We start from the raw sequence: 14,382 nt of genomic DNA on the forward strand, positions 1-14,382 counted from the left end.
TAGCAGGCTGCTGAAGAAGTCTCGATTTTGTGTGATTTAGGTCTTTTTGCAGGGGCGCGTCGAGATCGGATGTCGGACAAACGAGCTGGGGCGCTGTCGCTTTGTCTCAGGCGACGGCTGGAGCCGGTAGTTTTGGAATGCGGATCAGATTGTAGGCAGCGACCGCAAACGTGAACACCGCACTGGCCTTGGCAAGTCCTCGCACCTTGACCTGACCGAGCCCGGCCTGCGCCTTGATCCAGCCGAACACTTCCTCGATCCGCTTGCGCGAGATTTGGCTGATCCCGTAGCCCGCATGCCGCGTGGTGCGGCCATCGATCGCCGTCTTGCGGACCACGCCATGCTTGCTGATCGTGCCGTTGATCGCAACGTGCGGCGTCACCTCGCGCTTACGCAAGTGTTGGACAAAAGAGGTCGCGTCGTAGGCCTTGTCCGCACCCAGCGTAATGCGACGCTTTTGCTTCCTCCTCCGGCCTTTCCGGCGATCGACCATGGTCAGCGCCGCTTCCCGTTCCGCCGTCCCCGTCGCGTGTGTCAGCGTCGCATCGACCGCAAGCCCGTTGCGGTTCTCCATCAGAACATGCCCCATGAAGCACAGCCGGCTCTCACGGCCAGCCGCCTTGCGATAGAGCCGCGCGTCGGAATCAGTGGTTGAGCTATGGGTCTCATTCGAGCGCTTTTCCTGATGGAAGTTTCGCTCGCCGTTGCGTCCCGACGCCGGAGGCTCGCCAGAGCCATCCTTCGGTCGGAAGCTCTTCATCGACGCCCAGGCATCGATCAGTGTCCCGTCGACCGAGAAGTGCTCGCTCGACAGTAGCTTCTTCACCTGTGGCAAGGCCAGCAGCGCTGCCAGGAACTCGCGCGCCACCTCCGCCTCCAAAAGCCGATCGCGATTGTGGGTGAACACCGTCGCATGCCAAACCTCCGCGTCCATCGACAGCCCCACGAACCAGCGGAACAACAGGTTGTAGCTGATCTGCTCCACCAGCATTCGCTCAGAGCGTACCGAGAAGAAGGCCTGCAACAGCGTCGCTCGCAGCAGCATCTCTGGCGCAATCGAGGGGCGCCCCGTCGAGGAATAAAGCCTGTCAAAACGCTTGTTCAGCGAACCCAGCGCCTCATCCACCAATTCCCGGATCGCCCGCAACGGGTGATCCGCCGGAATCCGCCCCTCAAGCCGGACATATGCGAACAAACCTTCCGACTGGTCGTCCCGTCCTCGCATGCAAATCACCCCGTGCCTTCACTTCCACGGAATCACAGGTCATTATTGCCGTCGAGAACAGTTTTTCAGCAGCCTGTTAGTGTGAATTGGCGAAAGCTGGATCGGGGTGGCGAGTAACGATTTGCGCGAATCCGTCCGACGAAATAGTTCTACTGCGCCGAACCCACTCAGCAGCGCGGAGGCCACCTGCCTGCAGTCTCACGATCGGCTCAGGGCCAATCTCCGACAGGAGAATGCCCATGTGCCCCGATGCCGGAGGCGCTGTTGGCCAAACGCCCAACCCATTCGCTGACAATGCAGTCCGATCCATATCGCCCCAAAACTGCACGATAACGACACCAGCGGGCGCGCAAGCAGCGAGGTGCATTGCTTCCTGCGAACCGATACGAGGCTCAGCCGCCGGTCGCAGCGCGACGATGATTGCGTCCCACTCGTCGCGATACACGGCTTGGACGTTGTCGAAGGTGTCCACGCTCGCTCCAGAGCTCGCGAGACCGGCGCGGAGCGAGCCAATAAAGTCGTTGTCGCACAGCACAGCAATGCGATTCCTGTAAACGGATAGACCGCAGTCGTGGAGTTGCTTCACGCACAGCGGACCGAGAAACGAGAAGACGTCGACTGACGGGTGGCGCTCGTTCACGCCGACAATCGGAATTCCGCGCCGTAAGCATGCTTCCATGTCGAGGTCCTCAGGGCGAAATTCCCAGGCCTCAAACATCAAGGCGATGACGGCCTCCCTGGGTAACTCTTCAATGAGCGCAGCGGTAAGGGGCCGAAGATGGCCGCTGTTCGTCACAATATCCGTTCGATGGAGGATATCCGGGGTAATCTGCTCCAGGACGTCGATGCGATCGGCGACACCGACCGAACCTGCAAGCTCCAGAGTCTGTCGCCGGGCGTCAGCTGATGTGCCGTGCCGCGTTGGTCTCGTGAAGGCATAGACGCGCCTGGCTCCGGCCATCGCTGCGAGGACGGCCGTCACGGCATACGCGCCCGTGGCAGCCTCGGTGAGAACTGTTAGTTCCGAAAGGTCCAAGAGAGTTTCCGCAAGGGCTCGGCTCATCAGGGCTCCGAGACGCGGCAGTGAGAATCCTGGTCGCAAGGACGTATCGAAGCCAGACTGCAATTGCCTGAATGCTGCTCCGGCCTCGGTTCCGGTCATAAACTGCCTTTCGCGCTCGCCACTCGGGATAGCGGTGCTTTTGTGCGCGGCATTTGTAGTCGAACTGCCCTGAGCCCGCGCTGAATTGGATTTTGAGCGAAGATAATTCGAAATCAATCGATCTGGTTTAAAATTATAATGGTGCTGATTTAAAAATGTCAAATGGACGGGCCAGGATCGCGCGCCCCGCGAGCTGCCGGTTAGGCGCCTCGCTGGGCTGCACACAATAAGGGATCTTGGCTACGGCGCCACATGCGGGCTGGTAATTAAATTGTTATATTAACACATTTAACTTGCGGCACGTCCATGCTGAACCTATTTTTGGTCGGCCGATGATCGCAGGATGACGCCGATGCCCCGCCTCGATACCGACAGTGAAGACCGTCGCGAGTTCTTGAAGAACTGCGGAAGGTTTGCCGCCGTCACTCCTCCCGCTATGACCCTGTTGCTCTCCACTTCTCTGACCTCGACCGCCATCGCGGGTTCGGGGGGCAAAATTGTGCAAGGCAACAATGGCGGAGGCAACGGCGGCGGCGACGGCAGTCCAAACGGCAAAGAGGATATCACTCGCTGAAGTCCCGCGGCCCGATGGGACGGCGCTGACGGTCGAGGCTCGACGGTCCACGTGAGGACGCTGTCGCGCTCAGCCGGTGCGACGACGCTTCTGGCCCGATGGTCGGTCGATCAGCAGATCGTTCAGCTTCTTGCCGGCGCGAAGCTGGGCCTTGAGCCACCGAGGTTGCTTCCCCCGACCTGACCAGGTCTCCGACGGATTCTTGGGGTTTTGGTACTTCGGCAGCACCGGCGGGTAGGGGCGGCGTGCGCGCTCTTGAGGCTGAGCGCCGGCGGTTCCCTCAATCCTGCGCAGCCGGTCCTCAAGCTTGGCCTTTTCCGCCGCCATTCTGCGGCTAAGAACGGTCGTTACCTCATCATAGAGCTCCCATAGCGCGGCCGTGCTCATTGACGCCCAGTCGTCTTTCTCCATGGAAGCCCGTCCCCAACTACTTCCCGTCCCCAAACAGCAGGGGATTATCAGGTCGAACCGGGGTCGGGCAAGCATGATCCGCTGGGTTGGCTGCTTCCGCGCGTGGTGCGATGCACGCGCCGTTCAGCGGGTCTGCCCGCGCCTCCGACCGGGCAAGTGCCTTCCGTGCGACCCGCGCCGGTTGGCCCTTCTCCCCTTGCTGACCAGCCGGTGCTCGGCCTCCAGCACTCGGTTACGCAAGTTCTGCAATTCGGTGAATTGTACGACGAGGGCTTGATGTGCTTGACGCAGAACAATTGAAGAATACATCGGAACACCTACTCGAAACTACTCGGTGAAATCTTGGAACCGTACCCGGCGGAATGAAAGATTTCGATCGAACCTGGCTGATGGGGCCTCACCATGCAAAATGGGTGATTTAGGTTCTGATTTCGTCAAGAGCTTCTCGGTTGCAACCGATGTGGCATAAGGCGTGTAAAAATTTCTGCTGTTCCATGGAACCCTCCCTGCAGGGCATTGGACCGGAATTGAAGAGAAATTGGAGCTATATTCTTGTTGGCGTGAATAGCCTTGGTTTGTGGATAGTCTTACTTTTGACCGCCTCCCTATGGCTCTGGCGTCGCCAGGCAGCGTTGCTGCGGCTAGAATTATCCGAATGTTAGATTCGAATTCGGAATGCCCATATATGCCGTTGGTAATAGATGGCGGCCAACCCGAAGAGCAGAATGCCTTTCATCTTCAAGGGTCCGCAAACAGGGCGCCGGTTGCAATTTCATGCGAATATCCCATTTGATGATTTGCCTCTGCTCTGAAGAGAATCCGACGTTTTCCTCGATGAATGCGCGCTTTTTGCAGTTTGTTGCGTAGCCGCATTCCTACGGGGGTGGTCGTTGTCCCGTAAGCGAGCTATTATTCGGTTTGCTATCGGACGTTGTGGCCGCCGGAGAGGAACGGACGCGGTGCGACATTTTTGCTGCCAAGACGGAAACCAATGGAGTGGTTAATGCCCGCCTGCGCGACGCCCGAAAATTTCTTCCACTCGGATTAAGTCGTTGCGCGTGGGGTTTTAACTGAAAATAGGCTGGGAGTATGCGCGGAACCAGAATAGTCATCGCAGACCGACATCCGATCGTGCTGCAAGGGCTCACGAGTGTCCTCGCGGCGCGACCTGATTTTGCGATCGTTGCGTCTTGCAGCGACGGCGCAAGCTGTATCGAGGCAATCCGGGTCCTGGAACCGGATATCGCCCTGCTCGACGTCGCGATGCCCGATATCAGCGCCCCGGAAATGCTCGCCCTTGCAAGCTCGGGCCGGTTCGGTACCCGCGTTGTATTTTTCACCGCTTTGGCGGAAAACCGCAACCTGACCGACCTGGCTGCGCAGGGGGTCTGCACCGTCGTCACGAAAGATGCGACACCGGAGGTGCTGATTGACGTCCTGCGCCGGGTTGCGCAGGGGCAGGCTCAGCCGTCCCTCTCGCCGGACGTCCCCGAGCCTCCGGTAAGCGAGGAGAAGTCCCTCCTGACCCAGTTGACGGATCGGGAGCGGCAGATCATGCGGCTGGTGTCGGAGGGGCTGTCGAACAAGGAGGTTGGGCGCCTTCTGAATATCACCGATGGCACCATCAAAGTGCATCTTCATCACATTTTCCAGAAGCTCGATATCAGCAATCGTACCGTGCTCGCGGCATTGGCGATCTCCCAGAACGAGTTGTCGCTCGCGCCGCGCGAGAGCCAGCCTTCTGGTCCATGGCCGAAAGACTCCGCCAACACGAAATAGCGTGCAGCTTGCGGTTCTCGGTTTCCGACCCGGGATATCTCTCTTTACCGAGAGGGATCGACTGATCCGGCGAGGTGCTCAACCAGGTTGCCGCAGGCCTCTTCGGCTTCCGCCAAGGTCGGGAAGGGCGAGCCGGTGATCTTGATTGCCCCCTTATTTTGGTAGAGCGGCCGCCAGCTGGCCATGTAGCCAGAGCGCCCGTGAAAGCCGGGACCGGTACGGCTCCCAAAACTGATCACAAAGGAGAAGCCGTCCCTGCTCGCGCTCCATAACTCCATGCCCTCCAGCGGTCGGTGAAATTGCAGGATCATGGCCAGTCGTCCATTCCGCCCGGTCTGACGATTGAAATTTGAAACACCTAATTCAAGTTCACGTCTTGCTCGATTTAAGTCGATAATATCTTCATTGCTTTCTAATTTAAAGTGATATAATAATTAAATGCTAAATTATTAATTACGAGGACGCTATGGGCCTGCAAGACAGCGAGGAGGACGACAGGAGGCAATTCTTGCAGGCTTGCGGAAGGTTCGCGGTCGTTACGTCGCCGGCGGTGACCCTGCTCTTGTCGACGTCGCTGACGTCAACAGCCATCGCGAGTTCCGGCGGGCGCAATGTGCGAAGTGATCCTGGCGATGGGGGATCATCATTCTTTGACAATGATCGTCCGTCTTCCGGGGGATCATCGCAATTTTCAGGCGCATCCAGTGGAGGGTCATCTGTGCCTCGCGGCGCACCCGGCGGCCGTTCTAGCACCGCCGCGTCTGCAGGCGGGTCCTCTGGCGGTTCGGCGTCTGGTGGAGCCTCTTCCGCGACCATCGGAAAGACCGTTGCATCAGGAGGCGGCGGCGGTTGTCGGGACGAGGACGACAAGTCACGGGACGAAGACGAAAGAGACTGCAAGGAAGTCAATGTGCGAGTTTCGTCGACCGGATCGGAGCAATAAGCCGGTTGGTCTTGATGCGCTGCAGCCTCGTTGCTGCCACGCATCCTGCCAAAGGCTGGTGCGTCTCTCCAGTGCGTTTGCCAATTTTTCCGATCGCTCGGTGTTGAGCGGAGTCTCCTGGCCAGTTCAGTTACTGGGAGCATTGCAATGAGAACCCGCGGTGGAGCGGATAGTGCTGCTGTCGTTCTTCGCGAGCGTCTCCAATCGCTCGCTTCCGAGCTTGCCGAGCTTGAAAGTCTCAGAGGCCGAGTAGCGAAGGCCGAGCAGATAGCCGCCAGACCAACCGGCGCAGCTCTCATCGACCAATCGGTACGTCTTCTGCGGCAGATGCACTGAACCGGCTTTGGTTTCCGGTCCGGAGGATGGGCCGGATCACCTGTTGAGTTGAAATGTCGCCCGCATCCTGTGATGCGCAACCGTGGATTAGTTGCCTCTTCCCATCCCAATGGGGCTACGTAGCAAGCGACCATGATTCGGGGGGGATCATGCACCAACAGCAATTCGTGCAACAGCAATTCGAGCAGATGTCGATTGATGAACTATGGGTTCTTCATAGGCAGGTGGAGTCAGTTCTCGAAGAAAGGCTGATCGCCAAGAAGCACCAGCTCGAAAAGCAACTCGAGCAATTGCGTCAGCGGGGCGTCAACGACAGCAGATCTGGAAATTAGTTCTGCCATGCCGGATTCCATTGCGTGGTGTCGCGTTGGCAATTGCGACGTCAGCGGCTCAAGGCCGGGATCGCACCTTGCCGCAATCCGTAACAATCAACCTGCGTTCTGAAGCGAACATCCCCGCACGCGGCAGATGCCGCGCGTGAGTGACAGCGGACGGGGGCAGGCATCGGCGCCGATCGCGCGATTATGGCTGCTTCCCGAACGCGGCGAGGATCTGCAGCAATTGCTTGTGGCCGCCAGCGCCGACCTTCTTCATCAGCCGCTTCTCGTGCTCCTGGACGAGGGCCTCGGCGCGCTCGAGCAGGGCCTTTCCGTCCGACGTCAGATAGAGCGCATGGGATCGGCGGTCGGTCTTCGACGGCGTGCGATCGAGCAGGCCTCTGGATTCCAGTCCGTCCAGCATCGGAACGAGCGCCGACCGAACGACGCCCAGGACCTGCGATAACGCCATCTGCGACAGGCCGGGGTTTTCCGCCACGATCGTCAGGATCGAAAAGTGAACCGGCCGCAATTGGAGCGGGCCGAGCGTCGCATTGAAGTCCTCGAACACCCAGAGCTGGGCCTGCCGGATCAAATAGCCCGCAAGGCCATTCAGCTTCTTCAGGCTGACAGGCGACTCGCTGGCGCGATCAACCTGTTGCGGCCGCGTGTCCGCCCGCGCTCCCTGTCTGCGGGCCGCTATCGGCGCTGCCGAACGAAGCTTCTGGTCGGACACGCTTTTCCTTTGATCCGTTTGCGCGAGGCCCGTTCTTCGCTTGGTTCGCATTGCGGCGCAAATGGACAAGCGCGGGGGCAAAAGGGGAGGAGCGCCATGGTTGAGCGGCGCAATAGGCGTTTTAGGATTCATCGCAGGCGCGGTTACGGGGCGCGTCGGGGGCGTCATCTGGGCGTTGCCGCAGCAACGGCAGCCCTTATGGCGGTTGCCGCGCCTGCGCCGGTGGCGGCGCAATCCAAATTCACGGGCATCACGGGATTCGGCGACAGCTACGCCGATACGGGCAGTGCGCCGGGCGGCGCATTCCGTCTGCTTGGCTTCCCCTGTCCCGCGGGACCGCCGACCTATCCGACCTGCCGGTTCAGCGGCGGCACCAATTTCGCGGACTCGCTGCAGTCGACCTACAATTTGCCGCCGCTCACGAACTACGCGATCGGCGGCGCGCAGACCGGCAACACCAACGTGATTCCGGGACTGCCCGGCTTTGCCGATGAAGTCGCGGCCTTCGTCGCGACTGGCAAGCGCTTCTCGTCCAGCGACCTGATCGCGCTGTCGATCGGCGGCAATGATCAGGCGCAGTTCAACAGCGCCAACACGCTTGCGCAGATCAATGCGCTGGCCGTGACATCGGCCGGCAACGCCGCAACCGGCGTCCGCCAGTTGATCGCGCTCGGGGCCCACAACATCGCCTGGGTGAGCCCCGGAAATCCGTTCTATTTCCCGGCGCCGTTTGGCGATCCCGCCCTCACCTTCGCGCAGCGCGAGGAATGGGCGCGGACCTATTTCCAGCAGCTTCAGCTGCAGCTCGCGCCATCAGCCAATGCGGGGACCCGAATCTTCCTGTTCGATCTCGAGACGCTGCAGGCGCGTGTCGTCGCCAATCCCGGCCAGTACGGCTTCCTCAGCGCCAGCTCTTGTCAGCTCGTGCTCGGCATTCCCGGCTGCCTTGCCGCATCGAGCGCCGTGCAGAACAGCTACTTCTACTGGGACACGATCCATCCGACCAGCGCCGGCTTTGCCCTGATCGCGCGCTATATGGCCAATCAGATCGACGCGCCGCTGACGGTCGCGCCGCAAGGCGACGTCGCGATGTCGATTGCCACGGGTTTTACCAACTCGATCTTCGGCCGGCTCGACGCCTACCGCACCTTCGCGTCCTATGGTGCGGGTAGTGTCATGAACGCGATGGCGGCGGACATGCCGGCGAAGGCGATGCGGCCGCCCGCTGCGCAGAGCCCGTGGAACGTCTACGGCGACGTCGCCTATGCCGGCGGCAACCGCGACGCCCAGGCGCTGCTGTCGTCCTACAACTACAACTCCGTCGGTGGCTGGATCGGCGTCGACTACAAGGTCAGGCCCGATCTGCTGGTCGGCGGCATCTTCAGCTACGCCCAGCCCAACGTGAACCTGGCCGTGCAGAACGCCCGCTCCAAGATCGATGCGTACCAGCTCGGGGGCTACGCGTCCTACACGCGGTCGAACTGGTTTGCCGACGCGCTGATCGCCTATGGCCGTCAGGCCATCGCCACCAGCCGGCAGGGCGTCATCGACACCATCAACGGCTCGACCAACGCCGACACCTTCACGGTGGCGGCCAAGGGCGGCTATCTCTGGGATGTCGGCCGCTTCCGCGTCGGACCGATCGCGGGCCTTGCCTACACCAACGCAGAGATCGCGGGTTACACCGAGACCGGCGACATCCTGCTGACCAACACCGTCAACCGGCAGACCCTGGAGAGCCTCATCGGCAGCGCCGGCGTGCAGATCCGCGCGCCCTTCGTGATGGCAGGCGGCTTCTACAGCCCGTTCGTCAACGTCACCGCCGAGCACGATTTCATCGGATCGGCGCGGACGCTGATCACCACCCAGGTCACTACGCCGCTCCTGCCGGTGCTGACGCCGATCGACGGCCGCACCAGCACCTACGGCCGGGTCAATGCCGGCGTTGCCGCGGCCATCACCGACAGGGTGAGCGCCAATCTGACGGTCGTCAGCACCTTCGCGCGCAGCGACGGCAACGATTACGGCGTCAGCGGCGGCGTCAAGGTCAGGTTCTGAGTTAGTTCAGGGAGTTTTGACGTGATGAAGCGACTGTTTTGCGCCTTCCTGGTCGTGTGGGGGGCGGGCGCGCCGGCGCTCGCCCAGGTTTCCGACGACGCGGTCAGGATCGGCGTCATGACCGATCTGTCGAGCTGGGGCCGCGACAACACCGGCCCCGGATCGGTCGAGGCCGCCAAGATGGCGATCGAGGACTTTGGCCCGACCGTGCTCGGCAGGCCGATCGAGCTGATCAGTGCCGACCACCAGATGAAGGTGGATGTCGGCACGCAGCTCGCCCGCGGCTGGTTCGACAATGGCAAGATCGACGCGATCGTCGACGTTCCCAATTCGGCCATCGCGATCGCGCTTCACAACATGGTGCGCGAGCGCAACAAGGTTTTGCTGCTCTCGGGAGCCGGCGCAAGCTCCCTGACGGATGAACTCTGCAGTCCGAACACCGTGCAGTTCACCTACGACACCTATGCGCTCGCAAAAGTGACGGCATCGGCGATGGTCGCGGAAGGCGGAAAATCCTGGTTCTTCGTCACCGCGGACTACACGTTTGGACACCAGCTCGAGCAGGATGCGACCCGCTTCATCAAGCAGGCGGGCGGCGAGGTGCTCGGCAGCGTGCGTCATCCCTCCAACACGTCGGACTTTTCGTCCTTCGCCCTCCAGGCGCAGAACTCCAAGGCTGACGTCGTCGCCTTCGCCAATGCCGGCCAGGACACGCAGAACGCGATCAAGCAGGCCAACGAGTTCGGTCTTGTTCGCAGCGGTCAGAAGCTGGTCGGGCTGTTGCTGTTCGACGCGGACATCCACGCGATCGGTCTGCGTGAAGCGCAGGGAACCTATATGACGACGGCGTCGTATTGGAACATGGATGAGAAGACCCGCGCCTGGTCCAAAAAATTCTTCGCGCGGACCGGTGTCATGCCGTCCATGATCCATACCGGCGTCTACGGCGCCGTGCTGCACTACCTCAAGGCCATCGCTTCCGCGGGAAGCGACGATGCCGCCAAGGTGATGCCGAAGATGCGCGAATTGCCGATCGAGGATGCTTTCGTGCATCAGGGCAAGTTGCGCGAGGACGGCCGCGTGATCCGCGACATGTATCTGGCGCGGGTCAAGAAGCCGGAGCAGTCGAAGGAGCCGTGGGATTATCTCGAGATCATCAGGACGGTGAAGGGCGACGACGCTTTCAGGCCGGTCTCGGAATCGAAGTGTCCGCTGCTGAAGCGTTGAGTGCTGATGGTCAGTCTGTTTGATCCGATCCGGCTCGGCGCCGTCGAAGCGCCGAACCGTATTTTCATGGCGCCGATGACGAGGGGGCGGGCCACGCTCGATCACGTGCCGACGCCTGTCATGGCGCGGTACTACGGTCAGCGCGCATCCGCAGGCCTGATCCTCACGGAGGCGACCGGCATAAGCCTCGAAGGGCACGCCTGGCCCTATGCGCCGGGGATCTGGAACAGCGAACAGGTCGACGGGTGGAAGGCCGTCACCGACGCCGTGCACGAATCCGGTGGACGGATCTTTGCGCAGTTGTGGCACATGGGCAGGTTGACGCATTCGCGTTTTCCCGGACGCGGCCGGCCGGTCTCGGCATCCGCCACGACGGCGCCCGGCCTCGCCCAAACCTATGGCGGCAAACTGCCTTACGAGGAGGCGAGGGCGCTCGACCTCGCCGAGATTCCCGCTCTGGTCGACCAGTTTGCCAATGCGGCCTGCAATGCCGTTCGTGCAGGCTTTGATGGCGTTCAGATTCATGCAGCGAATGGATATCTGCTCGACCAGTTCTTGCGCAGCAGCTCCAATCTGCGCCGCGACAGCTATGGCGGAGGTCCCGAAAACCGCATCCGCATTTTGGCCGACGTCACGCGCGCGGTGTCGCAAAGCATCGGCGCCGACCGGACGGCGGTGCGCCTGTCTCCGAATGGCGAGATCAAGGGCATCAACGACGACAATCCGGAAGAGCTGTTCGTAACTGCCGCAAAAATGCTCTCCACGCTCGAAATCGCGTTTCTGGAAGTCCGCGAGCCCGACTTCAACGGCACCAACGGCAAGGCTGACCGGCTCCCCATCGCACCGTTGATGCGCGCGGCCTTCGATGGCCCACTGGTGCTGAACTCGGACTACGACGCGGACAAGGCGCAGGCCGTGCTCGATGCGGGGCAGGCGGACGCGATCTCGTTCGGACGGCCCTTCATCGCCAACCCTGATTTGCCCGATCGATTTGCGCGGCGCGTGGCACTTCAGCCGTCCGACCAGGCGACCTGGTATTCGCGGGGAGCCGAGGGATACAGTGAGCTTTGATCGGGCGGGACGCCTCAGCTCCGCCCATCCGCGCGCTACGTCGGCGGCTTGGTGGTACGTCGCGCGCGTGTCTCTCGCCCGGTACACGCAGGTGGCCGAATCTCCGATCAACTGCTCTGCCGATGGAGCAGGGTGAAGCGCGTATCGATGACGGCCTGTTGCGGCTCGCCGTTAGCGTGCGAGATCCTTGCGATGATCAGCCGCGCGGCTTCCTTCCCGATCAGGTCGCCAGGCGGGCGGATGGTCGTCAACGACGGATTGCAGGCCGCGCTGAAGCTCAGGTCGCCGAACCCGACCACCGACAGGCGCTCCGGGATCGCAATGCCAAGGCGTTGGCACTCGAAGATCACGCCAAGGGCGATGTGGTCGTTGGAGCAGGCAATCCCGTTCACGTTCGGAAAGCGATGCACGGCCTCGCCGAGCAGCATGGCGCCGACCTCGGCGCTCGCCGGCGCAGGATGCTGGATGATATCAGCGGTGACGTCAGGCGCATTCCGCGCCGTCTCGACGAAGCCTTGCGCGCGCCGTGCAGCGCGGCGATCCTCGTGCAGGCGGGCGCCAAGAAACAGCAATCGCTTGCGTCCCCGCTGAACGAGATGCGAGGCGGCGGTTTGACCGACCTGGTCGTGGTGAAAACCGACCGCCATGTCCATGGTCTGGGAACCGAGCTCCCAGATTTCGACAACCGGCACCTTGCTGTCACGCAACAGCCTGCGCGTCGCCGAGCTGTGGGAGAGGCCGGTCAAAACGACGGCGGCAGGCGCCCAGGACAGTGCCGTGCGGACCAGGCTTTCCTCGTCGTGCTCCTTGTACTCGGTGTGGCTGAGCATCACTTGCAGTCGTTGCTTGCCGAGATCTTCCTGGAGGGCCGCGACGGTCTCTGCGAAGAACGCATTGCGGACCGATGGCACAATGATGCTCACGACGCGCGATGAGGCCGCCGCCAGGCCGCCGGCCATCAGGTTCGGCACGTAGTCGAGCGCTTCGATGGCGCGTGCGATCGACTCGCTCGCCGCCGCCGAAACCGCATCGGGCTTCCTGAAATAGAGCGACACCGTGGACGGCGACAGCTCGGCGCGCGCCGCCACATCCATGATCGTAACCCGTTGCATCTTGCGCCGGGTGCGCGTGGGCTTTGGTGCCGCCATTCCCTGGGTGGTCCAGAATAATAGCGCTATTATGTAGCCGAGGTCTTGTCGCGATACAATCGCGTTCTTCTTATCAGAAGAATAAGATTATCGTAATCAGATAGATACAATAGTATTTCATCTCCTGACCTGCCGGATTGAGCTGGAATGGGCGAGCGTTTCCTTGGCGTTGATTTCCAAAAATCGTAGCGCTACCATCAGCCTGCTACCGCGGCGTCAAGAACCGTCGGGACGCGGGGAGGACGGGAGAACAGGGCTCATGGCTTCGGTCAGCCTGCGCAAGCTTGAGAAGAGCTATGGCGCGTTTCGCGTCGTCAAGGCTATCGACCTCGAGATCATGGATGGCGAGTTCGTGGTGCTGGTTGGTCCGTCGGGCTGCGGCAAATCGACGACGCTGCGCATGATCGCCGGACTCGAAAGCATCAGCGGCGGTGAGATCCGGATCGGCGATCGTACCGTCAACGATCTGCCGCCGCGCGAGCGCGACATTGCCATGGTGTTCCAGGACTACGCGCTCTACCCGCACAAGACGGTGCGCGAGAACATGGGGTTCAGCCTGAAGGTGCGGGGCGCGAACCCTGCGGAAGCGGACGCAAAGATCGGGGCTGCCGCGGAGATGCTCGGCATCACCCATCTTCTCGACCGGCGGCCGGGACAGCTCTCCGGTGGACAGCGCCAGCGGGTTGCGATGGGCCGGGCCATCGTTCGGCGCCCGCAGGTGTTTTTGTTCGATGAGCCGCTGTCCAATCTCGACGCGAAGTTGCGCGGCCAGGTCCGCACCGAAATCAAAAGACTGCACCAGACGATAGGGACCACCATCGTCTATGTAACCCACGATCAGGTCGAGGCGATGACGTTGGCCGATCGCATTGTCATCCTTCGCGGCGGCGACATCGAGCAGATCGGAACGCCCGACGAGGTCTACAACAATCCGGCCAGCGTGTTCGTCGGCGGTTTCGTCGGCTCGCCGTCGATGAACTTCGCCAAGGCAAGGGTCGCCCACGGCTATCTCGATTTCGCCGACGGCAACCGTCTGCCGCTTGCGCCTTTGACTGGCACCGGAATCTCGGCGGCTGACGGGCGCGACTTCATCGTCGGCATCAGGCCCGAGCATTTCACGTCCGGGACATCTGATATCGGCCTCAACTGCGAGGTTCAGGTCGTCGAGCCGCTCGGCTCCGATACGCTGGTGCATTTTTCGGTGGGCGGCGCGACATTGACCGCGCGGCTGCCGCCCGAATTGCGTCCGCGAACCGGTGAGGCGTTCAAGCTGGGCCTCGACCCCGGGAAGATCCATCTGTTCGATGCGGAGACGGAGCGGGCCTTGCACTAAGAGCTGCGCAGCGAGGCTATCAACCACAAACCAATGATGTCGCAAGCAAGCGACGATCTTAT

At 61.5% G+C, this 14,382-nt stretch carries 13 protein-coding genes and 1 pseudogene; 8 read left to right on the forward strand and 6 right to left on the reverse strand.

Annotation, left to right across the window (positions count from 1 at the left end):
- Positions 1 to 106: 106 nt before the first annotated feature.
- Together JQ632_RS13190 and JQ632_RS13195 are read right to left on the reverse strand one after the other, a co-directional pair.
- A complete protein-coding gene (locus JQ632_RS13190; RefSeq protein WP_212402763.1) occupies positions 107 to 1,225 on the reverse strand; it encodes an IS5 family transposase in 1,119 nt (372 codons plus the stop codon).
- 76 nt (positions 1,226 to 1,301) lie between these two features.
- Entirely contained in the window at positions 1,302 to 2,288 is a 987-nt protein-coding gene (locus JQ632_RS13195) for a hypothetical protein (protein ID WP_212402764.1), read from the reverse strand.
- Positions 2,289 to 2,730: 442 nt separating this feature from the next.
- Between JQ632_RS13195 and JQ632_RS13200 the strand changes: the two genes are divergently transcribed.
- Positions 2,731 to 2,961: a hypothetical protein gene (locus tag JQ632_RS13200; protein WP_312015604.1), complete on the forward strand. Its 231-nt coding sequence runs from the start codon at positions 2,731 to 2,733 to the stop codon at positions 2,959 to 2,961.
- 69 nt (positions 2,962 to 3,030) lie between these two features.
- Here the strand turns inward: JQ632_RS13200 and JQ632_RS13205 are convergent, their stop codons facing one another.
- A complete protein-coding gene (locus JQ632_RS13205) occupies positions 3,031 to 3,372 on the reverse strand; it encodes an H-NS family nucleoid-associated regulatory protein (RefSeq protein ID WP_212402766.1) in 342 nt (113 codons plus the stop codon).
- 1,089 nt (positions 3,373 to 4,461) lie between these two features.
- On the opposite strand from JQ632_RS13205, the gene JQ632_RS13210 reads away from it, so the two are divergent.
- Positions 4,462 to 5,151, forward strand: coding sequence for a response regulator transcription factor (locus JQ632_RS13210; RefSeq protein WP_212402767.1), 690 nt, complete (start codon positions 4,462 to 4,464; stop codon positions 5,149 to 5,151).
- A gap of 44 nt (positions 5,152 to 5,195) precedes the next feature.
- Here JQ632_RS13210 and JQ632_RS13215 read toward each other — a convergent pair whose 3' ends face one another.
- The gene (locus tag JQ632_RS13215) at positions 5,196 to 5,462 is read right to left on the reverse strand and encodes a hypothetical protein (RefSeq protein WP_212402768.1); all 267 of its coding nucleotides are present in this window, start codon (positions 5,460 to 5,462) and stop codon (positions 5,196 to 5,198) included.
- A 155-nt stretch (positions 5,463 to 5,617) separates the two neighbouring features.
- Here JQ632_RS13215 and JQ632_RS39440 point away from each other — a divergent pair.
- Positions 5,618 to 5,950 (forward strand): annotated as a pseudogene (locus tag JQ632_RS39440) (hypothetical protein); the annotation flags it as partial.
- Positions 5,951 to 6,579: 629 nt separating this feature from the next.
- A complete protein-coding gene (locus tag JQ632_RS13220) occupies positions 6,580 to 6,762 on the forward strand; it encodes a hypothetical protein (protein WP_212402916.1) in 183 nt (60 codons plus the stop codon).
- 190 nt (positions 6,763 to 6,952) lie between these two features.
- On the opposite strand, the gene JQ632_RS13225 is transcribed toward JQ632_RS13220, so the two are convergent.
- Entirely contained in the window at positions 6,953 to 7,483 is a 531-nt protein-coding gene (locus tag JQ632_RS13225; RefSeq protein WP_312015605.1) for a MarR family transcriptional regulator, read from the reverse strand.
- A 198-nt stretch (positions 7,484 to 7,681) separates the two neighbouring features.
- Here JQ632_RS13225 and JQ632_RS13230 point away from each other — a divergent pair, with 198 nt between their 5' ends.
- From JQ632_RS13230 to JQ632_RS13240, 3 genes are read left to right on the forward strand one after another with little or no spacing between them, the layout of a single operon-like run.
- Positions 7,682 to 9,541 carry an autotransporter domain-containing protein gene (locus JQ632_RS13230; protein WP_249151890.1) on the forward strand — a complete coding sequence of 620 codons (1,860 nt, stop codon included), beginning with the start codon at positions 7,682 to 7,684 and terminating at the stop codon, positions 9,539 to 9,541.
- Between the two features lie 24 nt (positions 9,542 to 9,565).
- Positions 9,566 to 10,768, forward strand: a complete 1,203-nt coding sequence (locus tag JQ632_RS13235; protein ID WP_212402771.1) for an ABC transporter substrate-binding protein — start codon at positions 9,566 to 9,568, stop codon at positions 10,766 to 10,768.
- A 6-nt stretch (positions 10,769 to 10,774) separates the two neighbouring features.
- On the forward strand, positions 10,775 to 11,839 hold the full coding sequence (locus tag JQ632_RS13240) for an alkene reductase (protein ID WP_212402772.1): 1,065 nt from the start codon (positions 10,775 to 10,777) through the stop codon (positions 11,837 to 11,839).
- Between the two features lie 107 nt (positions 11,840 to 11,946).
- Here the strand turns inward: JQ632_RS13240 and JQ632_RS13245 are convergent, their stop codons facing one another.
- Positions 11,947 to 12,987, reverse strand: coding sequence for a LacI family DNA-binding transcriptional regulator (locus JQ632_RS13245; protein WP_212402773.1), 1,041 nt, complete (start codon positions 12,985 to 12,987; stop codon positions 11,947 to 11,949).
- 259 nt (positions 12,988 to 13,246) lie between these two features.
- On the opposite strand from JQ632_RS13245, the gene JQ632_RS13250 reads away from it, so the two are divergent.
- Positions 13,247 to 14,320, forward strand: a complete 1,074-nt coding sequence (locus tag JQ632_RS13250; RefSeq protein ID WP_212402774.1) for an ABC transporter ATP-binding protein — start codon at positions 13,247 to 13,249, stop codon at positions 14,318 to 14,320.
- Positions 14,321 to 14,382 lie beyond the last annotated feature (62 nt).

The sequence above is a fragment of the Bradyrhizobium liaoningense genome, from assembly GCF_018130955.1.
GTDB classification, from domain to species: Bacteria; Pseudomonadota; Alphaproteobacteria; order Rhizobiales; family Xanthobacteraceae; genus Bradyrhizobium; species Bradyrhizobium liaoningense_C.